The 22,705-nt window shown below is 44.2% G+C and carries 28 protein-coding genes, 1 rRNA gene and 1 other annotated feature; of the genes, 7 read left to right on the forward strand and 22 right to left on the reverse strand.

Annotated features, from left to right (window positions below):
- The 3 genes from G541_RS0104770 to G541_RS0104780 all read right to left on the reverse strand — a co-directional run.
- A 16S ribosomal RNA gene (locus G541_RS0104770) occupies positions 1 to 190 on the reverse strand; the annotation flags it as partial.
- 287 nt (positions 191 to 477) lie between these two features.
- Positions 478 to 876, reverse strand: a complete 399-nt coding sequence (locus G541_RS0104775) for a CvfD/Ygs/GSP13 family RNA-binding post-transcriptional regulator (RefSeq protein ID WP_027826667.1) — start codon at positions 874 to 876, stop codon at positions 478 to 480.
- 1 nt (position 877) lies between these two features.
- Complete coding sequence (locus G541_RS0104780) at positions 878 to 1,471, reverse strand: peptidylprolyl isomerase (RefSeq protein WP_035162965.1); 594 nt, start codon at positions 1,469 to 1,471, stop codon at positions 878 to 880.
- A 153-nt stretch (positions 1,472 to 1,624) separates the two neighbouring features.
- Here G541_RS0104780 and G541_RS0104785 point away from each other — a divergent pair, with 153 nt between their 5' ends.
- Complete coding sequence (locus tag G541_RS0104785) at positions 1,625 to 2,617, forward strand: NAD(P)/FAD-dependent oxidoreductase (RefSeq protein ID WP_035162967.1); 993 nt, start codon at positions 1,625 to 1,627, stop codon at positions 2,615 to 2,617.
- A gap of 6 nt (positions 2,618 to 2,623) precedes the next feature.
- Positions 2,624 to 3,262, forward strand: coding sequence for a VTT domain-containing protein (locus G541_RS0104790; protein WP_009552990.1), 639 nt, complete (start codon positions 2,624 to 2,626; stop codon positions 3,260 to 3,262).
- A gap of 48 nt (positions 3,263 to 3,310) precedes the next feature.
- Here G541_RS0104790 and G541_RS0104795 read toward each other — a convergent pair whose 3' ends face one another.
- The 16 genes from G541_RS0104795 to ccpA form a co-directional block, all read right to left on the reverse strand.
- Positions 3,311 to 3,940, reverse strand: coding sequence for a TIGR01906 family membrane protein (locus G541_RS0104795; protein ID WP_155824496.1), 630 nt, complete (start codon positions 3,938 to 3,940; stop codon positions 3,311 to 3,313).
- 13 nt (positions 3,941 to 3,953) lie between these two features.
- Complete coding sequence (locus tag G541_RS0104800) at positions 3,954 to 4,727, reverse strand: TIGR01457 family HAD-type hydrolase (RefSeq protein ID WP_027826671.1); 774 nt, start codon at positions 4,725 to 4,727, stop codon at positions 3,954 to 3,956.
- Between the two features lie 11 nt (positions 4,728 to 4,738).
- On the reverse strand, positions 4,739 to 5,293 hold the full coding sequence (locus G541_RS0104805; protein WP_027826672.1) for a YutD family protein: 555 nt from the start codon (positions 5,291 to 5,293) through the stop codon (positions 4,739 to 4,741).
- 67 nt (positions 5,294 to 5,360) lie between these two features.
- Positions 5,361 to 5,963 (reverse strand): metallophosphoesterase family protein, encoded by a 603-nt coding sequence (locus tag G541_RS0104810; RefSeq protein ID WP_027826673.1) that lies wholly within the window; start codon positions 5,961 to 5,963, stop codon positions 5,361 to 5,363.
- A gap of 118 nt (positions 5,964 to 6,081) precedes the next feature.
- Positions 6,082 to 7,446, reverse strand: coding sequence for an amino acid permease (locus tag G541_RS0104815; RefSeq protein ID WP_027826674.1), 1,365 nt, complete (start codon positions 7,444 to 7,446; stop codon positions 6,082 to 6,084).
- Positions 7,447 to 7,801: 355 nt separating this feature from the next.
- Positions 7,802 to 8,809, reverse strand: a complete 1,008-nt coding sequence (locus G541_RS0104820) for a class I SAM-dependent methyltransferase (RefSeq protein ID WP_027826675.1) — start codon at positions 8,807 to 8,809, stop codon at positions 7,802 to 7,804.
- 218 nt (positions 8,810 to 9,027) lie between these two features.
- Positions 9,028 to 9,312: a hypothetical protein gene (locus G541_RS0104825; protein WP_009553004.1), complete on the reverse strand. Its 285-nt coding sequence runs from the start codon at positions 9,310 to 9,312 to the stop codon at positions 9,028 to 9,030.
- Positions 9,299 to 9,778, reverse strand: coding sequence for a prepilin-type N-terminal cleavage/methylation domain-containing protein (locus tag G541_RS09405; RefSeq protein WP_009553006.1), 480 nt, complete (start codon positions 9,776 to 9,778; stop codon positions 9,299 to 9,301). Before G541_RS09405 ends, G541_RS0104825 begins: the two co-directional genes overlap by 14 nt.
- The gene (locus G541_RS0104835) at positions 9,747 to 9,980 is read right to left on the reverse strand and encodes a hypothetical protein (protein WP_027826676.1); all 234 of its coding nucleotides are present in this window, start codon (positions 9,978 to 9,980) and stop codon (positions 9,747 to 9,749) included. The genes G541_RS09405 and G541_RS0104835 overlap by 32 nt, the downstream gene beginning before the upstream one ends.
- Complete coding sequence (locus tag G541_RS0104840) at positions 9,961 to 10,389, reverse strand: prepilin-type N-terminal cleavage/methylation domain-containing protein (RefSeq protein ID WP_027826677.1); 429 nt, start codon at positions 10,387 to 10,389, stop codon at positions 9,961 to 9,963. Before G541_RS0104840 ends, G541_RS0104835 begins: the two co-directional genes overlap by 20 nt.
- Entirely contained in the window at positions 10,379 to 10,681 is a 303-nt protein-coding gene (locus G541_RS0104845) for a prepilin-type N-terminal cleavage/methylation domain-containing protein (protein WP_027826678.1), read from the reverse strand. Before G541_RS0104845 ends, G541_RS0104840 begins: the two co-directional genes overlap by 11 nt.
- Positions 10,678 to 11,796, reverse strand: coding sequence for a competence type IV pilus assembly protein ComGB (gene comGB, locus G541_RS0104850; RefSeq protein WP_051174563.1), 1,119 nt, complete (start codon positions 11,794 to 11,796; stop codon positions 10,678 to 10,680). Before comGB ends, G541_RS0104845 begins: the two co-directional genes overlap by 4 nt.
- On the reverse strand, positions 11,732 to 12,703 hold the full coding sequence (gene comGA, locus G541_RS0104855; RefSeq protein ID WP_027826680.1) for a competence type IV pilus ATPase ComGA: 972 nt from the start codon (positions 12,701 to 12,703) through the stop codon (positions 11,732 to 11,734). The genes comGB and comGA overlap by 65 nt, the downstream gene beginning before the upstream one ends.
- A 125-nt stretch (positions 12,704 to 12,828) precedes the next feature.
- The gene (locus G541_RS0104860) at positions 12,829 to 13,557 is read right to left on the reverse strand and encodes a YebC/PmpR family DNA-binding transcriptional regulator (protein WP_009553016.1); all 729 of its coding nucleotides are present in this window, start codon (positions 13,555 to 13,557) and stop codon (positions 12,829 to 12,831) included.
- 94 nt (positions 13,558 to 13,651) lie between these two features.
- The gene (locus tag G541_RS0104865; RefSeq protein ID WP_027826681.1) at positions 13,652 to 14,158 is read right to left on the reverse strand and encodes a VanZ family protein; all 507 of its coding nucleotides are present in this window, start codon (positions 14,156 to 14,158) and stop codon (positions 13,652 to 13,654) included.
- An 87-nt stretch (positions 14,159 to 14,245) separates the two neighbouring features.
- Positions 14,246 to 15,253, reverse strand: coding sequence for a catabolite control protein A (ccpA, locus tag G541_RS0104870; protein WP_027826682.1), 1,008 nt, complete (start codon positions 15,251 to 15,253; stop codon positions 14,246 to 14,248).
- 182 nt (positions 15,254 to 15,435) lie between these two features.
- Here ccpA and G541_RS0104875 point away from each other — a divergent pair, with 182 nt between their 5' ends.
- Entirely contained in the window at positions 15,436 to 16,539 is a 1,104-nt protein-coding gene (locus G541_RS0104875) for a M24 family metallopeptidase (protein WP_009553022.1), read from the forward strand.
- Between the two features lie 176 nt (positions 16,540 to 16,715).
- Here G541_RS0104875 and G541_RS0104880 read toward each other — a convergent pair whose 3' ends face one another.
- Positions 16,716 to 17,168, reverse strand: coding sequence for a hypothetical protein (locus G541_RS0104880; RefSeq protein ID WP_027826683.1), 453 nt, complete (start codon positions 17,166 to 17,168; stop codon positions 16,716 to 16,718).
- A 5-nt stretch (positions 17,169 to 17,173) separates the two neighbouring features.
- A complete protein-coding gene (locus G541_RS0104885; RefSeq protein ID WP_009553026.1) occupies positions 17,174 to 17,608 on the reverse strand; it encodes a DUF948 domain-containing protein in 435 nt (144 codons plus the stop codon).
- A gap of 132 nt (positions 17,609 to 17,740) precedes the next feature.
- Between G541_RS0104885 and G541_RS0104890 the strand changes: the two genes are divergently transcribed.
- Positions 17,741 to 18,622, forward strand: coding sequence for a mechanosensitive ion channel family protein (locus tag G541_RS0104890; protein WP_027826684.1), 882 nt, complete (start codon positions 17,741 to 17,743; stop codon positions 18,620 to 18,622).
- A 187-nt stretch (positions 18,623 to 18,809) separates the two neighbouring features.
- Here G541_RS0104890 and G541_RS0104895 read toward each other — a convergent pair whose 3' ends face one another.
- Positions 18,810 to 19,967 (reverse strand): N-acetyldiaminopimelate deacetylase, encoded by a 1,158-nt coding sequence (locus G541_RS0104895; protein WP_027826685.1) that lies wholly within the window; start codon positions 19,965 to 19,967, stop codon positions 18,810 to 18,812.
- Between the two features lie 154 nt (positions 19,968 to 20,121).
- Positions 20,122 to 20,354 (forward strand) — a binding site (T-box leader).
- 49 nt (positions 20,355 to 20,403) lie between these two features.
- Between G541_RS0104895 and G541_RS0104900 the strand changes: the two genes are divergently transcribed.
- Genes G541_RS0104900 through G541_RS0104910 form a run of 3 tightly spaced genes read left to right on the forward strand, consistent with a single transcriptional unit; the run spans position 20,404 to position 22,560 of the window.
- Complete coding sequence (locus tag G541_RS0104900) at positions 20,404 to 21,051, forward strand: amino acid ABC transporter permease (RefSeq protein ID WP_009553033.1); 648 nt, start codon at positions 20,404 to 20,406, stop codon at positions 21,049 to 21,051.
- A 12-nt stretch (positions 21,052 to 21,063) separates the two neighbouring features.
- Positions 21,064 to 21,699, forward strand: coding sequence for an amino acid ABC transporter ATP-binding protein (locus G541_RS0104905; protein WP_027826686.1), 636 nt, complete (start codon positions 21,064 to 21,066; stop codon positions 21,697 to 21,699).
- Between the two features lie 12 nt (positions 21,700 to 21,711).
- Positions 21,712 to 22,560: an amino acid ABC transporter substrate-binding protein gene (locus G541_RS0104910; protein ID WP_027826687.1), complete on the forward strand. Its 849-nt coding sequence runs from the start codon at positions 21,712 to 21,714 to the stop codon at positions 22,558 to 22,560.
- The last annotated feature ends 145 nt before the right edge of the window (positions 22,561 to 22,705 follow it).

Genomic DNA, 22,705 nt, shown 5'->3' on the forward strand with positions numbered 1-22,705 from the left:
TCTGTTTCCAGGTGTTATCCCCCGCTTCTGGGCAGGTTACCTACGTGTTACTCACCCGTCCGCCGCTCATCGGTAAACCATCGTCAATCGGATGCAAGCATCTTCAATCAGTTGGGCCGATGCGCTCGACTTGCATGTATTAGGCACGCCGCCAGCGTTCATCCTGAGCCAGGATCAAACTCTCGATTTAAAATCTTAAGTCGATTAGACTCGTAAAAATTACTAGCGAATTGACATTCGCAAATGTTTCGCTCTTGCATCTAGCAAGAAGCCCCACACATTTGATTTGTCGAAACTTTGTTCAGTTTTCAAAGATCTACTTTATAAAAAGTTGTTTGCTTGAAACAACTCATTCATAATAGCATTTCAAGTTTCATGCGTCAAGCATAAAATTTAAAAAATCTCACTGCCGTAAGAAGTGATTTGATAACTCCTTATCAGCAACGAGATTTATAATATCAATTCCTACCCATAGGGTCAAGAACTTTTTTCACTTTTTTTATCGATATCCGCCAAAGCTTGCTCAACCCACTCATCAAGGCGGTCTGCAATCGGGGCAAACCCTTCCTCAACATGGCGGTTAGTCCAGTAATGTTTATACTGGTTGGGCGCAACGTTTGTGTGGTAAAAGTCAAACTTTTTCTCTAAGCACCGCAACGATAAACTGATCTTTTGCGTATACTCATCAATATCAATGATCATCACCCGAACCCGTTGTCCTACTTGGAGTAAGTCGTAGATATCACTAATATAACCATTGCGACACTCGGAGATGTGAATCAACCCCTGGGTATCATTATCAAGGGAAACAAATGCTCCATAGGGTTGAATCCCCGTCACTTTGCCCTCAATAACCATCCCAATTCTATATCGCATATTAATCCCGATCCTTCACCGCAATCTTTTCGATCACAATATCCCGACCAGGTTTGTCTCCTGGCATCGTTGGTTCTTTAGCGATCTTGTCTACAACTTCCATTCCAGCTACCACTTGACCGAAAACGGTATGACGGTGATCAAGCCACGGTGTGCCCCCCTTTTGATAAGCAGCTACGATTTCTTCAGGATAATGCGCCCGCTTCATTTCAGCTGCCATTGAATCAGGGAGGTTCTTGTTTTGGACGATAAAGAACTGACTTCCATTAGTGTTTGGACCAGCATTGGCCATTGACAATGCTCCGCGGAGGTTAAACAACTGGTCAGAAAATTCATCTTCAAATTCTTTTTCCCAGATACTGCTACCCCCCATACCGGTTCCGGTTGGGTCTCCCCCTTGAATCATGAAATCATAGATCACCCGGTGGAAAATTGTCCCATCATAGTAACCATTACGCGCTAAAGTCATGAAGTTTTCAACTGCTTTGGGCGCTAGTTCTGGAAAAAGGACACATGTAATATCCCCCAGGTTGGTCGTAATTGTTACCTGTGGCGTCGTATCTGTATTTACTGCTAATTGTGGATACATCAACATCACTTCCTAATATTTAGTTTTGGCAATCAAAAATATTTTAACACGAAACCTACTATGCTACTATTGTTTTCACTTTAGAGCGATACTTTGCTTTTAATTCATGTTCAGTGTATCGTTAGTAATGCTATTACTTCATTGTGGAGAAAACGAGAATTGAAAAACTACTATGATATAACTATTATCGGTGGCGGACCGGTGGGCTTGTTCGCTGCGACATACGCTCGGATGCACCTTGCCCAAACCCAAGTGATTGAAAGTCTCGATCAGAGTGGTGGGCAAGTCAGTGCCCTTTTCCCTGCTAAAGAAATCTACGATATCCCCGGCTTTACCCGTTTGACGGGGCAAGAATTGATTGACAATTTAACCCGCCAGGCCCAACACTATGGACCTGAAATCAAGCTCAATCAAACTGTCCAAGAAATCATCGCGACCGACCAGGGGTATGAAGTGGTTACGAACCAAGGTTCCAGCTTTACCAAGACAATCATCGTTGCTACCGGAGCAGGAGCTTTCCAACCCCGTAAACTCCGTTTACCAGAAGCAGGTCCCCTAGAAGGAACCAAAGTCTTTTATTTTGTTAAGGACCAGACACCTTTTATTGATCAAGACATTGCCATCGCTGGCGGCGGTGATTCCGCGGTTGATTGGGCCTTGCACTTGGCCGAAGTTGCGCACTCAGTAACCCTGATTCACCGGCGAGATCAGTTTCGGGCACTTGAAAGTTCAGTCGCAAAATTGGAACCTGCAGGCGTTAAGCTGGCCACTCCTTATACCATCCGTGCTTTGGCTGACCACAATGAAAAATTAAAATTAACTTTAAAAAAGGCTCGGAGCACTACAAGTGAGGAACTGGTTGTTGATAAACTACTAGTGAACTATGGATTTGTTTCCAACAACAATATGGTCCGCAGCTGGGGGCTTGATACTGACAAACGCGGTATCACCGTTGATCGGACGATGATGACTTCACGCCCTAATATCTTTGCCATTGGCGACGCAGCCTCTTATCCTGGCAAGACACCTTTGATTGCTACTGGCTGGGGCGAAGCACCTATTGCAATCAACGCCGCCCTCAATGCGATCTATCCAGACCGAAACCAAGCTCTCCATAGTACACAACTCATCAAAAATTTTGTAAAGGACTAGTGGATCATGAGTTACTTAATTGATTTTATCCTCCACATTGACGAACACTTAATCACGATTGTTAATATGTTTGGCGATTGGACATATTTAATCTTATTCGCCATCATCTTTGTTGAAACTGGGGTAGTCATCATGCCGTTCTTGCCGGGGGATTCCTTGCTCTTTGCGGCAGCTGCGATGGCGGCCAACCCTAAGTATCACCTTGATATTTGGATCTTTGTGGCTTGCTTCTTCATCGCATCCATGTTGGGAGATTCTTCTAACTATGCGATTGGCCATAAAGTCGGTCACTCCCTAACTAAGAATTCATTTTTGAGTCGCTTTATCCGCAAAGATGATTTAGTTAAAACTGAACTTTTCTTTGAAAAGCACGGAGGAAAGGCCATCATCATTGCCCGCTTCATGCCAATCATTCGGACGTTAGTTCCGTTTGTAGCTGCTAGCAGCGGTTTCCCCTACAAAACCTTCCTTCATTACAATCTTTTAGGGAACGTCCTGTGGGTAATCATCTGTTGTAGCGGGGGTTACTTCTTTGGTAACTTCACGATCGTTAAGGAACACTTCTCCCTAATTATTTTGGGCATCATTGTTGTTTCCTTAATTCCAGCAGTGGTTGGTGCGCTCAAGGCGCGCTTGAGTAAATAATTGATATAAAACAAAAGGATCGCGGTTTGAAGCCACGATCCTTTTTTCTTATTCACGTTGTCGTTGAGTAAATAACACCCAGATTCCCAGCAAGATTCCCCCAATAAAGAGCGCAAAGAATAATCCAAAGCATATAGCAAAATAATAGCTCGGCAATAAATTAATGATCTGATCTCGTCGTGGATCAAACAGCCAATCCTGATTACGGAACAATAGTTGATGAAAAATGACAAAGAAATCATTAAAATCAACTATTGCTAAACTTGCTAAACAAATGCTAATACCAGCAACACCACGCAATACCAGCCGGGCAAGCCACAGCGAGTATGCATCATGACTCCACCGCCATACTGGTTTAATGAGCGCTGTTATCCCGATAAAACCAATATACACTCCCCAAACCAGATATTTAACCTCCTTAAAATGAGCCTGCGCTGGTGCAGATAAAGCCAGGTGACCGCCGATTGTTGTCCGGGTAGGAAAGTTAAGAAATTGCCACACCCGCAAGTACTCTCGGAAAGCTGCTTGGTCATTAAGCCCCAAGCTTTGGCCCCAGTGATAGTGATGAACCAAACCCCAATATATGGGCAGGCAGTTTACCGTAATAATAATTGCCCCTAGTAATATCCAGCCACTAATAACTAGACCACAGATTATTCCCCGCTTTTTACTTGGCATGATTTGGTCATCCTTATTCAATCACCCAATCATCCAGCGTATCCAACTCAATCGTTGGTTGCTGTGGCTTTTGGGCTACCTGCTCTTTAGTAGAAACCCCGGTATAAACCAACATCGTGTCAATCCCAAAATTGATCCCTGCCGAAATATCCGTCATGTAGTTATCACCAACCATTACTACTTCGTCTTTGGTTAACCCTAACCGCTTCAATGCTTTTTCCATAATAATGGTCTCAGGTTTGCCAATATAAGTTGCTTTTTGTTGGGTAGCTCGTTCTACCAAGGCGATGATTGAACCTGCTCCTGGAACTAAGCCCCGTTCATTGGGCAAGTTAGTATCTGCATTGGTTCCGATAAACTTAGCCCCACGCTTGATTGCTAAAGTAGCTAGTTCAAACTTGTGGTAAGTCACATCATAATCCAAACCTACCACTGCATAATCTGGGGTAGTTTCTTCAAACTGAAAACCCTGGTCCAACAAAGCCTGTTTTAGGCCTAATTCACCAATTGCGTATACAGATCGTTTTTTAGGATCCAAGTCAGCCAGATAATCCGCTGTTGCTAATGCACTAGTATATACCTGGTCAGGGGTAACATGGATATCGAAGTTGTCCCCTAAGTTAGCAACCACCTTTTCTGGTGTCTTGGTACTATTATTAGTCACAAATAGGATCTGCTTACCTTTCTCTTGAAGTCGTTTAATAAACCGTTGGGCCGCCGGGATCTTTTCTTTTCCCCGATACATCGTCCCATCTAAGTCAATCATATATCCTTGATAACTCTTCACTATCTCTTACCTCACTTCTGCCTAATTGTAAAACCACGATTTGTCTTATTATCGCGTGAACGCTTTTTCTTATAATTTTTATGCTTAGGGTTCCGCTGCCGTGACCGGTACGTTTTTTCGCCAGTATTATTCCGCTTATCTGTAGAATGATACCCTCTTTTGTTATTACGCCGGGGGTTGCGCCCTGGTTTGGATTCTCCAAGGTTTTGGAGGATAAAGTACGCACAGCCAAAATTACAGTATTCGTCCAGGTAATCTTGAATATGGTCAATGTTTTGTCCTGAACTTCCCTGTTTGCTATTGCTGGCATAAAATCCCCGCAACCGTAATTGGTCGTAACCCCAATCACCTAAAATGTAGTCATATTTGGTTAAAATACTGCTGAATCGTTCTTCCAGTTTTTCAATATTAAACCCTTCACGGTAGTTACTGATTAACCGATACGGATGACCATCAATCGTTAGTTCCGTCGCATTTTTCATCTTAATATGACTAGCAAAAGCCTTGATCGTTTCGGCCTTTTTAGCCAATTGTTCCTGACGTCGCTCTTTTTTCTCGCTATTCACTAGCTCCCCTCCATCAAACAATATACTTCAATTATAAACAGAAATCTTATTTCAATGCTATTTTTCTTTATCGGCGCTTTTGATAATCAATTTTCTTTTCTGTCACCATCATCACAATATCATCCCGGCTAAAAGGTGTGCCAAAAGGGATGGAACGCTGCAGATAATCTTTCTCAGGGCTATCCACACCAACGTTGATATTTTCTGCCATGTTGACAGCACGGTTATGAATATGCCCGTGTAAATTGATCCGATTTTTGGCCGGGCCCACGATCATTGGGTAATGGGTCAAAAAGAACTGATACTTGGCAAATTTAAGACGAATCCCTACTTCATGAAAGGTAAACTTGGGCTTACCATTGACAGTTATATTATGCTTGGCAAGATACTTAAACAGTGTTTGGTTGTCATGGTTTCCCTTAATAAAGCAGATGTTACCATTGAGGCGCAATAACAAACTTAATAACCGGGCTAATTCCGCTGCCTTAGTACTAATGAGAGCAATATCGCCCAAATGATACACCTGATCAGTTGGTGCTACCGTAGCATTCCAGCTATTAACAATTTGCTCATTCATCTCGCCAATAGTCAAGAAATGGCGGTCAGCAAACCGGGCATTATGCACGATCCCTGGATGAAAGAAATGAGTATCCGCAGTAAAAAAGTCCATTTTTTCACTTCCTTGTTTATTTGACAAATAATAAAGAGGTGGGCCACACCAACTAGATTAGTTAGCACTTCCCACCTCAGATTAAACGACCAGGTTCTCCTATTCCCGGTCAATGATATTAATTATTTTCACGATGACGCATCCGGATGGCTACATAAAGGGCAATAAACCAAATGATCGCAGCAATCAGTGCGTATAAGGTGGTCTTTTCCAAGCATAATACTACCGCAATAAAGACCAAAAATGCCAATACCAAGTAGTTGGAAAGAGGATACAACGGCATTTTGAACGTTAATTTTTGTTCTGCTTGCGCTGAGAGTGACTTCCGGTACTTGATATGGGCAACAACAATTGCTCCCCAAATGAACAAGAAGCACGTCGTTGCGACACTCGAAACAAAGTTAAATAAGGATGTATTAGGAATGATGAAGTTAGCAATAACTGAAATTGCGATTACCATTGCAGAGAAGATCAAGCCGTTAGCTGGGACCTGGGTCCGTGAGAGCGTGCTCATCTTCCGGGCAAATTTTGATTTGCCATGGTAATTCAAAGAAAATAACATCCGTCCGGTTGTAAACAAGGAACTGTTAGTTGCTGAAGCAGCAGCCGTCAGGACAACAAAGTTGATGATTCCTGCAGCCATAGTCACCCCAATATTTTCAAACACCTGAACAAAGGGACTGGAAGAAGCAGTAATGTAATTCCATGGATAAATACACATTAATGCCAGCAACGATCCAACGTAAAACAAGATTACCCGCGTAGGAATCTCGTTGATTGCCTTAGGAATAACTGTTTCTGGGTCTTCAGCTTCAGAAGCAGTTACCCCAACCATTTCAATCCCAATGAAACCAAACGTTACCATCTGGAATGAAAGAACGAAGCCTTTCCATCCCTGGGGTAAAAAGCCCCCTTCGCTAAAGAGGTTACTCAAGCTGGCATGTCCCACTGGTGTTTGGTAGTTGACTGCAACTAAAACGATTCCCGCGATGATGAGCGCAACAATCGCAACAATCTTGATCAAAGCAAACCAAAACTCCATCTCCCCGAATAACCCGACCGTGATCAGGTTAATTAACAACAACAACCCGATCAATATCAGCCCGGGTAACCACTGGGGAATATGGGGGAACCAGTATTTGATATACATCCCACTCGCCGTAACATCAGCCATAGCGATGGTAATCCAGCACACCCAATAGGTCCAACCGGCAATAATACCGACATCTTTCCCGAGGTACTTGGCGATAAAATCAATAAACGAATGCGTATCCAGGTCAGAGAGTAGCAACTCCCCCATGGCCCGCATCAGTAAAAAGCAAATCGCACCAGTGATCAAATACGCTAGGACAATTGCCGGCCCCGCTGAGTGAATCGACTTACCAGACCCTAGGAATAACCCAGTTCCGATCGTGCCCCCCAGCGCAATCAACTGAACGTGACGACTTTTCAGACTTCGGGCATATTCTTTTTTCTCGGACATATCGTAACTCCTTCAATAATGTTTGACACTGTTTCTAATTATTACATAAATGTGTTTCAAATGTTACATTATTTTTAATTTATAGTAAATTCATCGTTCGCCCTTTAAAAAAACTTTAATAAGTGCACTTCTTTTTCATGAAAAAAGCAACTAAGCACTCCCCAGGACAAAGTTCGTTTTTATGAGCATAAAATGTGAATAATATGAATACGGACGGAAAAGAATGTTCAACTCATGCGGTCATTCTTTTCCGTCCGTATTCCTGCTAGCATCTTGGGAAGAAGAAATCCTTCCCAGGCACTATCAATCCTGCGGCAAGTTACCCCCCAGTAACTATACCGCCTAAAAAACCACACTATTTCACTACAACATTGGCTACCAGAAATACTTCCAATTCATGCACAAACTTAGCAAATTCGTCTTGATTCTTAATCTCAGGGAAGTCTCCCAACAAAACTTGGCTAGCTTGCTGGGCATCGCCCCCCTGCTTTTGTACTAGCAAAATAGCTTTGCGTGCTTGCGTATTTCCAAATAAGCCTTGAGGTAAATTTAGCAATGCTTGCAAATATCCGACCTGTTGGATGTACTTCACTAATGGGAGTCCTGCCGGTGTCTGGAATAAACCAGCTGGAACAATAAACACCCCCACACCACCGGGCTTGAGCGTATTCAAACTTTGTTCAATCAGTAAGTGGTGCGCAAACGAATGTCCCTCTTGGTTATGAGTTGCAAATTTTTCTGCTTTTTCATCAATTGGATAGTACCCAACCGGTAAATCACTGACGACTGCATCGACCGCTGGAACCAATAGTGGATCCAGCCCATCCTGGTGGAACAACTCCACTTTGACTTGCTGTAACTGGCTACTCAAGCTTGCCAACGTCAACAGCGTGTCATCGTTGTCAACCCCCATTCCCGTTACATCTTGGTCGGGCAGGTGGTTCAACAAGGTAAACAATAAATTGCCTGTTCCTACCCCCATATCCAGCAAGCTGAGCTGGTGATGATTACGGAAAATCACTGTTAGGATATTAGCCAGTAACAACCCGATTGTATCTGGCGTCATCTGGTGGTTAGGTTGAATTGCTTCTTGCTTATAACCTTTAAGAATCAATAATTGCACTAACAAACGAACATCATCCGCTGCTAAGGTAGTTAGATCGACTTGGTCATATAGATCCTGTAATTTAGCAACAGTCGCTGGCTTGGGATGCCCATCTTCAACCTGGATCTCCCCTGTCAGGAGGTTGTCCCCTGTTTCAATCAAGGCATCAAAATAATCGAGGTCCATATCTTCTTGCAGTAAAGCAATTGTTTGCCCTAGGACCTGCAAATTAGGTTCAACTTTGGGATTAAGTGCCATTTTCCTTCCTACTATAATAGTTGCTTGGCCCAGATGTGGCTTTAAATGAGCAACTATTTAGCTTTTCCTTTCTATATCTTCTTACCGCGGATACTACTTAGTCCAATAAACATCCTGCTTCAAGGCTGCTATTCCGGTAAGCTCAACTAAAACTAGTTCTTTTATGGATCACTTTTTCAATTCTATATAGATTTAAGCATGATTTCAAGCTACCCGCCTTATTTTTCAAAGCAATACTGCTGGTTATTGGACAAAGTTACAACATAATGTCCCCCTTGCCAGACAACCTTTCCTTCCGGATAAGTCCCTGCATGGCGCTGGTCGTAACGCAAGCGGTTCATTACCGTTTGTGCTTGGTTGGTATTGATCATTTCCTGATAACTCATGATTCGGGCGTAATAACACAAACTCTGTCCGACTGCCACCATTCCCAAAATTCCCAACAACAATAAGCATGTAACCATCGTATAAGCCTTAGTCCGCCGGCATCTAACTTTCAGCATATGGAGCCATCACCACCCTTCGTTGGTATTGCTTGCCACTGATGGTGGCTTTTATAGTCAAAATGTCCGCCTGGTATGTATAGTGAATTTGATCGACATGATATAACAACGGAATCCGTCCCTTAAAGTCACTTGGTCGGGCAGGCGTGAGGGCTTTTTTCATAATTAGTTCTTTTTTATCAGGTTTATGAAGTAAACAGTAATATGCTTTTTCTGGCGGCGAATAAAATACCATCAACGTATCTGATTCAGAACAAGGTTGTAGCTGCAGGCGGTCCATTGTCAGAACTGTAATCAGGTGTTCCCACATCACTCTGTCTTGTTGCTGCGTAGTCCGTTGCGGTGAATAGAGTATCTGGGCTAATCCATTAATCAAAAGAATAGTCACAGCTGTAATCCCTAGGGCAATGATCGTTTCAAGTAAAGTGAATGCTTTACTCTTGGGGGACTTTTGGCGGTAGTTCATCTTCTTTCACCTCATACAAGCGCTGACGACTCCAATTGAGCTGCTGGTAAGACTGGTTTAATTGAGCATATACTTGCCGTTCACGGCGGACTAAAACCTGTTGATTGCATGCAACAAGCATGATCCCTAAACTGATGAGAGTTAGGCCTAACAAAGCTTCAGCTAGCACAAAAGCTTTATGTTTAGGTTTGATAAATTGCATAACGTCCTCCTACTCCCAGCTGAAAAGCCACACGATAACCGGGTCCTGGTTGCCTAGCGTCCAAGTATACTGACTGAGGCATCACATTGCCGGTCGCGGTCAGCTTGATTTCATAGTAAGTCCGCGGGCGGAGACGGTGGGGGTAGGGCAAATGTCCCCAACTATTACGCTCCCCCCGCATAAAAACAACTTCATCGCGATAAAAACATAAGCGCGCACTTTTATTAGCAGTCATGTATTGGACAGTTCGATCCCACTCCGTATCGAAGCGGTGCCAAAATATTCGTTCCTGCGTACTTTGCCACGTCTGGCGTGCCGGCGGAAACCCCAAAAGTATTAATGCTGCTGTTATCGCCAACACGACGAGCATTTCGACCAAAGAAAAGGCCCTATAGCGTTTATTTTTCATGGCTAATCTCTAAATGTTCCCGCTTGATTGCTTCTACCTGACTAGCAGTAAGATACTTAGCTTGTTCTAAGTCAGCAACCGTCACACTATTCACGTTATGGTCATTCATATACAACTGCGCCTGCGTATTAAGCTCAGTTTGTAATGCATTACGGTTAATTTTACTGGCATTTTTTCGTTGGGCAGCCACATTGGGGAGAATGATCAACACCAGTAGCGAAATAATAAATAACACCACTGCCATCTCTAACAAGGTAAAAGCCGGTACCTTTTTAGCCAAATATTTCTTCATTTATATACATATACTCCTTCCAAACTATGATATAGGGGTAATAGAATCGCCAAGTAAGTGCCAATAATCAGGCAAGCAATAATAACAAAGAGGAGAGGTTGAATGTAGTTCATCATCCGTTCACTCTTTTGCAATAACTTCTTGTAGGCTAGCTTGGAATAAACTAAAAGTTCTGTCCCCAGTTGAGACAAAGTCTGCCCCTTACCGATGAAATAAGTCAACTCTGGCGGTAAAAAAGGATAATGCCGAATAAATGTTGATAAGCTCTGACCAGAATTGATATGCCGTTCTAACCGTTCCCCTAACTGATAAAACAATGATGCAGGGTCAAAAACCAAGAGATATTCCCTAATCTGCTTGAGGTCCATCCCACTTTTCAGCAGCATTCCGATATTAAAGGAAAGATAATAGTAACTATATTGTGAATACAGTTTACCGATAATTGGTAAACTCACATACCAGCTGCTCCGTACTACCGCTCCTTGTTTCCGCCACCACCAACCGACCCGCAATAAATACACCACTAAAACGCTTAGTAACACTACTCCTATATACTTGAGTACTAACCACCAACTGATAAAGTTGGTTTGGTCAAAATTGCTAAAATGAGTTAACTGCGGAAATAACCATATTTTGACCGCCACAATAATCCCACCAATCACAACAAACAAAGCCACTGGGTATGCTAATAGTGCTCGCAAACGGGCCTTTTGGCGTGTTCGGGTAGTCAGCAATTGTCCCAGCTGTTGTAAACTCTGGTCCAAAAAACCATGCTTTTCTGCAATCATGATCTGACTATAAGAATTAGTAGCAATCCTCCCTGCCAATGCCTGCCCTAAACTTTGTCCTGCTTGCAATTGTGTATTAATTTGCGTCAAAAATGATTTTAGTTCCGGTGCTAATCCCTGCATCATAGTAAGTGCTGTTTGCAATTGAAAACCTGCCTGTAATAAGTCGGCCAACAATGAGAAAAATAACACTTGCTGGCGCAACGGTAAGCGTGTTTTGGGTGGGCGTAAATACTTGGCAGCCTGGCGGTTAGTTTTAGGATTAGCCTTCTTGGAAAGCGGCCACTGTTTGTGGGGTGATCCACCCCGCTTGTTGACATCGCGCAAGGTTCTCCCTCCATTCCGTCGTCATTCCTGCCTGGGGCCTTCCCAGTGCTTCTTGGTCCCAACCAACCACTTGATCGAAAAGGACTCGCTGGTCACCTTGAATAGTTGGCAGTAACCGCTGGTATGAAATTAAATTCAATATCTGGCTTAACTCCTGCTCGTCGACCCCCAAATTTACTAAGCGCTGGTATACCCCATACACGTTACGGGCATGGACCGTGCTCAAGACTAAATGCCCACTCAGAGCTGCCCGGACAGCAATCTGAGCTGTGCCTGTATCCCGAATCTCACCAATTATGAAAACATCTGGATGGTGACGTAATGCTACCCGCAATAGCTGTTCATAGGTCATATCCGCCCGGTCATTAACCTGGATTTGGAGAAAACGCTCTTCTTGAATCTCGATTGGGTCCTCAATACACAGCACCATCTTACCCGTCAATTGGCGGGCAAAATGATACATCGCTGTCGTCTTACCACTCCCCATCGGCCCGGCAAATAAAACTAAGCCTCGTTGTTGGCACGCTTGGCTAATCCGCTGCCACTGGTCAGCAAAGAAATACCCCTGCTTGAGCTGGGTATGGGGATACAGCAGGCGGATTACCAGGGACTCCCGGTCACGGTAGTCCCCAACCGCCGACAAACGACAGTGAATAGTCTGGTCCGCATGTTTAAACTGCCACGCTCCCAACTGGGGGCGGCGCTTTTCCGTCAAGGACATATCACTATTAAACTTCAGGTAGTTGATCATCTTTTGCCCCTCTGTATGGGGAACACGTCGGTATTCATAGTGTAGCCCCTGACAGTCAAAGCAAATCAAATATTCCCCGTGGCGAGGAAGAAAATAGATATCCCCCGCTACCATCTCCGCAGCTGCTGTGAGTACCTTGTGCGCTGCTCTTTGCATAAAAAATCCCTCCTTTACAATCTAAATACGAAAGGAGGAGGAATTCTAACAAAAAAGACCCGGAAGAAAGTCCGGGTCTAATCTCGATTCTATGTTACTGGGTTGTCCCACTAACTGGTATTGAATTAGTCTTCAGGGTATTCAGCAGAAGTGAACACTTCGGAAACGTCGTCTTCATCTTCAAGCTTTTCAATCAGGCGGTTAAGCTGTTCAACCTTGTCTTCCGGTACAGGAACAGTGGTTGTTGGAATCATTGTTAATTCAGCAGTAGCTAAATCATACTTCTTTTCCAATTCAGCCTTAACATCAGTGAATGCCTTTGGATCAGTATAGATTTCAAAGACTTCATCTGCTGATTGTAAATCTTCTGCCCCAGCTTCGATAACGTCTTCAAACATTTGATCTTCATCAACGTCCAAACCTTCACGAGCAATTGCAATGTAGCCCTTACGGTTGAACATGAAACTAACGGAACCAGTTTCACCAAGACTACCACCATTACGGTTGAAGTCACCACGCACAGCAGATGCTGTCCGGTTACGGTTGTCAGTCAAAGCGTGAACTAAGATAGCAACACCTGCTGGGCCATAACCTTCGTAAGTGATTTCTTCGTAGTCTTCACCACCAGCACCAGAAGCCTTATCAAGGGCACGCTTGATGTTGTCCTTTGGCATGTTAGCGCTACGAGCTTTGTCGATCATTAACCGTAATTGCGGGTTAGAATCTGGGTCAGGACCGCCACTCTTTGCAGCCACATAGATCTCTCGTGATATTTTTTGGAAAATTTTTCCACGTTTAGCATCTTGAGCAGACTTTCTGCCTTGGATGTTATGCCATTTTGAATGTCCTGACATTTTTACTACCTCTTTCCAATCTTGATAACTGGCAATATATAGCCAAATTAAATATTACCAAAGAAATTTGAATTTTACAATCCTAACCGCCTAATCAATGCGACCGTTTTCTTTGCCGAATACCAAAGTAAATCACCAAGATCAAAATGGCAGTCAAGGCTCCGGTACCATCTAGCATAACGTCTTGAAAAAGCGGCGTCCGCCCACCCGTCAGCATCTGGTGAAACTCATCGCTGGCAGCATAACCTAGACAGGCCAGGTAGCAAACTACTCCGGTCAACCCGAGATTTCGGAGGCGGTCCTTGAGGCCAAGGACCATAAACCATCCCATTAAAAAATATGTCCCATAGTGGGCACACTTTCGGATGAAAAACTCTACCATTTTAGCATAGCCTAAAGCAGATAATGATACATGTTCTCCGGCATACGTAAAATCAATTCCTTGGAGGAGCTTCAATCCCGGCCGGCCTGACAAAAAGTGATGGAGCTGGGGCACAATCGTCTGCTGGTGGTAAGTCTGGGCCGAACTATAAAACAGCACTGCCATGATTACAGCCACGATTCCAAGGTAGATATTAGGATTAAGCTGACGTTTTTTCATTCTTTCCCCTCTTTACTAGTACTATAAGTCGAAGCTAGTTAATAAAAATAAGAAGAGCTGGTTATATGGCTCTCCTTATTCAATAACTTATTTAGTTGATGCACGTTTAACGTACCCGTAAGGTAAGAGAATTGTCTTGTCTTCTTCGACGTCTTCTTCTTTATTCATCATCTTCGTCAAGTACCGCATGGATACTGCCCCAATATCATATAGGGGTTGGGTAATTGAAGATAACTTTGGCCGTACCATCTGAGTAATCTCGGAGTTGTTGCTAGTAACTAATTCAAATTCTTCTGGGACTTTGACCCCAGCATCCAGGGCACTATTCAAAACTCCAGCCGCTAACCGATCATCACCCACATAAGCAGCAGTAACCCCCGCTGCAGCCAATGCTGGCCAGATTGTTTCCCCAGCATGGTAACTGTAATCTGTTTCAAAAATCAAATTCTCGTCAAATTCGATGTTGTTTTCAGCCAGAATTTCTTTATAACCCTTCAACCGGTATTCACCGTTAATTGGGTCAGATAGTGGACCAGAAATGAAAGCAATGCGGTCGTTACCATGAGAAATCAAATCACGCACAGCTTCCTTAACAGCAGCTACGTAGTCGATGTGGACACTTTCAACTTCGTTTTCAGGATCCACTGACCCTGCCAAAACGATTGGGGTCCGCGTCCGTTTGAATTCTTCCCGCAACTGGTCGTCCATGTGGTTTCCCATGAAAATGATACCATCAACTTGCTTAGCTAATAAGGTGTTTAAAACTTGAATTTCTTTATCTTTATTATCGTCAGAGTTGGCCAAGATGATGTTGTACTTGTACATCGTTGCCACATCATCAATACCCCGGGCTAATGTTGAAAAGTAAACATTAGTTACGTCAGGAATGATTACCCCAACAGTAGTTGTCTTTTTGCTAGCCAGGCCCCGAGCAACCGCGTTAGGACGGTAGTCTAAGCGGTCAATAACTTCCAGCACTTTTTTCCGGGTTGCTGGTTTAACGTTAGGATTACCATTAACCACCCGTGACACAGTCGCCATCGACACTGCAGCTTCACGCGCAACATCGTAGATTGTTACAGTTTGTTTTTCCATAATGTAGCCTCCCATTTTTTAGTTTTCATAACGATTTTCATCCGTAATGCTTAATCACTCTAGCAGATTTCATCTTTCATTGCAAGCGTTTCAATCTGTTTTTTCATTTGGTTTTCATAAAGGCTTGGAACCGTGTGCTATAATTAATATTGGTTTTAATTTTTATAAAGGAGTACATCATTATGTCACATATCACTACTGTTCAAAATTGGCTAGCAACCAATAATCTTGATATTGCATATGTCAGTGATTGGAAGAATATCGAATACTTCACTGGCTTTAGCAGTGACCCAGTTGAACGGGTCTTAGCCTTGTTTATCTTTCCCGATCAAGATCCATTTATCTTTGCGCCAGCCCTAGAAGTCGGCTCAGTCAAGCAAGCTGGCTGGCAATATCCTGTTTATGGTTATCTTGACCATGAAGATCCTTTTGCATTGATCAAGCAACACATCAATGACCGGAAAAACAACCCCACCCAGTGGGCAATCGAAAAGGGATCATTAACAGTGGAACGCTATGAAGCAGTGCGGCACCAATTCCCGCAAGCTGAATTTGCTGGCGACCTGACTCCTGTGATCCAACAAGAAAAGTTACTGAAAACACCAGATGAAATTCAAAAATTGATTGTGGCTGGTCAATACGCAGACAAGGCCTTTACTGTTGGTTTCAATGCACTAGCTCAAAATATGTCCGAACAAGATGTCGCAGCTGAAATTGATTACGCAATGCGGAAGCAAGGCATCATGCACATGAGTTTCGATACTATTGTCCAATCAGGTGCTAACGCTGCTGACCCACATGGCGCACCAAAGACGGACCTAATCCAACCAAACGCCCTTACCCTCTTTGACCTCGGGGTAGTTTACCAAGGTTATATCTCTGATGCTTCACGGACTGTGGCCTTTGGCGAAATCGACGATAAGCAAAAAGATATCTACAATGTTTGCTTGGAAGCCCAACTTACTGCACAAGCTAAGGCAAAGCCAGGGATGACCGCAGCTGAACTGGACCAAATCGCACGGGATGTGATCTCCAAGGCTGGTTATGGCGAATACTTCATCCACCGCTTGGGTCATGGGATGGGACAAAGTGAACACGAATTTCCATCTATCATGGAAGGAAACAATATGGAACTTCAACCAGGTATGTGCTTCTCCATTGAACCTGGAATCTACATTCCAGGCTTTGCTGGGGTCCGCATCGAAGATTGTGTTCACGTTACTGAAACTGGGGTGGAACCATTTACTCATACTTCCAAGGAATTGCGGGTTATCCCCCTGCGGTAATTAAGCTTGCGCATTTAGGTTAGTTGCTAACATTCGAATAAGATACTAAAGAAGAGCTCCACTTAATTGTGGGGCTCTTTTTTATGGCGGTATTTGGCAATAAAAAATACCTATTGCCTGTAAGGAGCACTCGTTCTCCCTAGTAGGTAATAGGCATCAGTCTTGTTTAACCCATCCTAGTCTTCAGTGTGGGGATAGAAGACTTGCACCCGTGGTTCATCTTCTTCGGTAAAGATCCCACTGTCAACAACGATGTCATCTTGGTAAGCTTCTTCTTCAGCAGGAGTTTGCATATCTTCTTTGACCTGGTTTAACCGGTCCTTGAGGTCAGCTGTACTCTGCTTCAGTGAGGCTAAAGTTGCTTGCATGTTGTCTTGTTGGTCTGCAAACTTCCCCTTCACTGTTCCCACTTGGTCCTTCATCCATTCAGAAAAAGTTTGTTCAGTAGTGGTTTCATCCATATATTCTGCAAAATACTTGTAGTATTTGAGCGCTGTTTGTTTGCCCTGGTCAACTGACTCGTCGAGTTGACGCTTGAGTTGCGCCCGTTTTTCAGTGCTCATCTTAGCAACATAAAAAGCTGTCCCAGCAGCTGCTGCACCCAATCCTAGTAACCACTTGTTTTTCATAATCACTACTTCCTTTCTGAATCTGTTGTTTGCTTGCGTGCTTTAAAGGCACGATAAACTTTAAAAGCTTTACGTCCAGTATTGTACGCCAACGACATCTTGGTCGTCTTTTGAACGGAATCTTTGAGATGCCCAGCTAGATCTTGCCCCGCAGTGTTAAGGTCTGAAACGCTCTTGGCCAAATCAGCGGCAGCGTCAAATACTGGGTCAATCTTGGCTGACTTCTGGTTGATGTCAGCCATTAACGTATTAGTCTTTTGTACCAAATCTTCTACTTCGTGGGCGATCCCATCAGCATCATCGGTAAGCGTCTTAATACTTTTATTCATTTCATTAATCGTCTGCGTTAGTTTACTCAAAGAAACACAGATGAAAACAACTAAAAGTAAAAAAGCAAAAGCTGCGATCAGCCCGGCAAGTTGACCAAAAGTTAAGTTCATCCTAGAGACCCTCCTTGTTAATCTAAGAATATCATCAATATTTATAAACTTCAAATGTAAATGGAAACTGTTCCAAGCCTGATTGTTTGGTATCATTGAGATAGTCAATCACTATGTAACGAGGAGTCAATTATGCTTTTAAGTCCAATCATTAACCACCAACTCAATAAAGATTCACACTTTATTACCAAGTACATCACTAATCTCAACTGGGATGAAATCTTTGCTAAGATTGTTAACACGATTATCATTATTCTTGCTTTAAGCTTACTCTTTTTCATCATCAATTCGGTCGGCAAAAAACTGATTAAAAATGCTTTTCATCGGGCTCGCAAGGGCAATGACTACACCAAAGGGCGAGCTGGTTCAATCTACACCTTGAGCTTAAATATCTTTCACTATACCGTCTTGTTCTTTTACTTCTATGCCGTCCTCTCGGTGATGGGAATCCCCGTTGGCACCCTGATCGCTGGGGCGGGGATCGTCAGTGTTGCGATCGGCTTGGGGGCCCAAGGTTTTGTTACCGACGTTGTCACTGGCCTTTTCATCCTAATGGAACAACAATTCGCTGTCGGTGATGCAGTCAAAATTGGTACTATCACCGGGACAATCCATGCTGTTGGTCTTCGAACTACCCAGGTCAAAGGTTATGATGGAACACTGACCTATATCCCTAACCGTAGTATTACTATTGTCAGCAACATGTCCCGCAATGATATGCAAGCACTAATCAATATTCCCATCACGCCCAATATGGACATTGAAAAAATGGAAGAGATCATCATGCGGGTTAATAAAGATCTGACGCCGCAGCTTGATGCAGTGACCCAAGCTCCGGCCTTGATCGGGGTTGTTGAACTCCCCAGTGGCCAGTTAGTCCTCCAAACATCGGTCTTTGCCCAAAATGGCCATCAAGCTAAGGTTAAACAACAGTTTTTAGCAGCCTACTTGGCAGCTTTACAGCAAGCAGGAATCGAATTGCCGGTAACTACCCAGCAAAAATTAAATAGTTAGCAAATGAAGAGAAAAGAACTCTTGTGTCAAGCCGTTCATCTCAAATCAAAGGATGGTTGGCGCAAAGTGCAGCCGTCATCGTTCGCACTTAGATACTAGACTGACTGTTTTTTCCACAATGCATAAAAAATAGGGGCTAAGAGAAAACAAAATTTTCTCCTAGCCCCTAGTCATATTAATCGTTCAACTATTCATACTGGGCTGTAAAAACTGCGTGTTGTCGGTGTTCCAAGAATCCCACCATTGCAGTAACTCCCTTCATGATAGCTTCTTCCTTAGGTGCTAAGTGTTCAGAATGAAGGGAATATGGACTCTCCACCCCCAACCAGAACATTGTCCCGGGGATCTTGGAGATCAAAAAGCCAAAGTCCTCCCCTGTCATGGCCGGAGCCGTCTCAATAAATTCGACTTCCGGCTTTTGTTGCATATAGGCGATAAAATCTGCCGTGGTTTGGGGATTATTTTCCACCGGCAAGTAGCCTCCCTGATGCAAATCTAAGTCCAATTTGCAAGCAAAGCTCTGGGCAACTCCTTCCGCAATCGCCCGCACCCGCTTTTGAATCAGCTGGTTATTAACCTGGGTCAAAGCCCGAATTGTCCCGTCAATTTGGCATTCCCCGGCGATAACATTCCCTGTCGTTCCGGCACTAAAATGCCCTAGGGTCACTACCCCTGACTGAATCGGATCAACGTTGCGGCTGACAATGGTCTGAATCTGGTTGACAAACTGTGCACCCGCTACCACCATATCATTGGCCTGGTGAGGATAAGCAGCATGCCCACTCTTGCCCGTAAAATGAGCGTGAATCTCACAGGTTCCGGCAAACAGCGTCCCCTGCCGACAGCCAATTGCTCCCGCTGGTAGTTGGGGATTGTCATGGAAGGCATAGATTTCATCAGGCATCCAAGCATCCAGTGCCCCACTTTCATAGAGTTGCTTGCCCCCACTAGCGTTTTCTTCGGCAGGTTGGAAGATGAAAATCAAATTGCAAGCCGGCTTAACTTCTGCAAAGTGACTCAAAATCCCCAAAGCTACTGTCATATGAATGTCATGCCCACACGCATGCATCCGCCCTGGGTGCTGGGAAGCATACGGCAGGCCCGTGGCTTCCGTTACTGGCAAACCGTCAATGTCAGTCCGATAACCAATCGTCTTGCTTCCATCTGTCCCTAAAACATGGACCATGATTGCTGTTTTCCAGGTTTTGACCTCGAGGTGGTCCTGAGGCATGGCCTGGATGATCTTTAATAATTCCTTTTGCGTTTCAAATTCTTCCATCCCGATTTCTGGGATCTGGTGTAATTTACGTCTAATCTGAATCAGTTCTGGCTCGCTTAATGCCATTTTATCCCGCTCCTCATCTCAATTTTAATCTCCCCCTTATGATACTCTAGTCACGATAGTTTGGGTACCCGGGGAAATTTTTCTGCAATGATAATGAAAATTCCTTGACATGGTCTTATGGTAATGATAAATTCTAAACTACATTAAAAACGAATTAAAGACAACGACCAGAAGATTAGGTTAGGTAGTTTGGGCAGAGATTTCTCGGCTGGTGGAAAGAGAAAGCAAACTTCCTAGCTGAACCACATCTGCCAGTTGCCCCGTTGAACCCTTAATAGTAGGCGGGGCCGGGTCTGCCCGTTAGCAGGAGAGTTTTTAACTCGCTGAGGTTAACTTTGTGAGAAGTTAACATATCTGAGGTGGGACCGCGTTATCAACGCCCTCTGAGCATAGTGCTCGGAGGGCTTTTTGTTTTGGATCAAAAAGGAGGGATTCCATGACTTATATCTTAGAAATACTTCCGTCACTTTTGGCGGGGGTCAAATTAACTCTAGCTGTTTTTGCTTGGACTCTAGTGGGGGCTTTACCCCTCGGTTTACTCGTCGCTTTAGGCTTGCTTTCCCGCTGGCACCCCTTACGTGCTAGTTTGCATTGTTATGTCTGGCTGATGCGGGGGACCCCTCTTCTCTTACAACTGATCTTTGTTTTTTATGGCCTCCCGATTCTAGCTAGCTGGCTGACCTTACCCCGCTACGAAGCGGCGCTAGTAGCATTTATTCTCAACTATACTGCTTATTTTGCTGAGATCTTCCGAGGTGGACTGCAGGCAATTGACCAGGGCCAATACGAAAGTGCCCGCGTTTTACGCCTTACTTACTGGCAAACAATTAGTCGGATCGTTGCACCTCAGGTCATTAAAATTGTCCTTCCCGCCGTGGGAAACGAAGTCATCAACCTCGTCAAAGATTCCAGCCTGGTCTACGTGATCGGGTTAGGTGACCTCCTGCGGGCAGGAAACATCGCAACAGCACGGGACGTGACGCTAGTTCCCTTGCTTTTAGTAGGGTTGATTTATCTGGTATTGACCGCCCTTTTAACTTTGATCTTGAACAAGGTTGAACAGCGGTTTAGCTACTGGCGTTAAGGAGGGATTACCATGTTAGAATTACGCAATATCAACAAGAGCTTTGGCAGTCGCCAAATCATCACCGACCTCAACCTTCAGGTGGAAGATGGCAGTATCCTATGTATTGTCGGTGAATCTGGGGGTGGGAAAACCACCCTTCTCCGCTGTATCAGTGGTCTGGAAACCATTGATAGTGGTCAACTTTTGGTTGATGGCCGCCCCTTTGATCCCCAAGCAACGACTAGTGAAGCCGTCATCGGGGTCGTCTTTCAAGACTACAATTTGTTTCCTCACCTAACAGTTTTAGAAAATATTACCTTAGCCCCACACTTGGTACTCAAGCAGGATATGCCGACTGCCCAAAAAGCAGCCCGAACTCTCTTAACTCAGCTTTCCCTAGCAGATAAGGCTGACCTTTACCCTTACCAGCTATCCGGGGGACAAAAGCAACGCGTCGCTATCGCTCGGGCTTTGGCGATGAAACCACAATTTTTGTGCTACGACGAACCAACCTCAGCCCTTGATCCCACCCTATCCCAGGCAGTTAAAGAGATCATTCTGTCCTTAAAAGCTCAGGGAATGACTCAAATTGTTGTCACCCACGATTGGGACTTTGCAGCTGCAATTGCTGATCAGACTCTGACTGTTACTCCGGTCCAAGCGTAAGGGGGTCTGGTTATGAAAAAGATCAAACTATGGGCTTGGGGCATGGTACTCATTGGGCTGTTGGTAGCGCCACTAGCTGGCTGCCAGCACCAAAGTGTAACTAGTCGGGCCAACCAAACCGATACTTGGAACAAAATTAGCCAACGAAAGACACTCGTCGTTGGTCTAGATGATAGCTTCGTCCCGATGGGCTTCCGCCAAAAAGACGGAACACTTGCTGGGTATGACATCGACTTAGCAAGAGCGGTGGGAAAACGCCTCGGTTTGCGGATTAGTTTCCAAACAATCGACTGGTCTATGAAAGAAACCGAACTGCGTAACGGGACAATCGACCTTATTTGGAATGGTTATACCAAGACCCCAGCTCGGGCTAAGACCGTCGCTTTCAGCCATACCTATCTCAAAAACAAGCAGATCCTCGTTAGCAAAAAAGCTACTAACATTACCAGCCCCGCCCAAATGCAAGGTAAAGTCGTTGGCTTGCAAAGCGGCTCATCTGGCTATACGGCCTACAACGACTACCCGCAGTATTTAAAGCGTTATCCCCGGCAAGCCATTCAGTATGACACCTTTACCAACGCTTTTTTGGATTTGAACGCTAACCGAATCCAGGGAATGGTAATTGATAGTGTTTATGCTAATTATTATATTGCTCACCAAAAAGATCCCCAAAGTTACCGCACTTTAACAGTTGGCTTTCCCAGTGAGGACTTTGCCGTTGGTATGCGCAAGGGGGACCGAACCTTACGGCGTAAAATCAATCAAGTGTTCACTCAGATGGCCCACGACGGAAGTCTAGACCGGATCAATCAAAAATGGTTTGGTAAACCAAACCAAATTTCCTTTGCGGCTAAAAAATAGGGAGGCAACTTATTTGGTCGTTAAGCCAAGAAATTTTTTAGGCTGCTGGTGTCTTTATTAATTACACCCGACCTATAAAAGAATATGTGCAGCATTGAAACCGCGTGACCACGCGGTTTTTTCTAATGTAAGCAGCGCATATTGT

The organism is Ligilactobacillus saerimneri DSM 16049 (genome assembly GCF_000423265.1).
GTDB classification, from domain to species: domain Bacteria; phylum Bacillota; class Bacilli; order Lactobacillales; family Lactobacillaceae; genus Ligilactobacillus; species Ligilactobacillus saerimneri.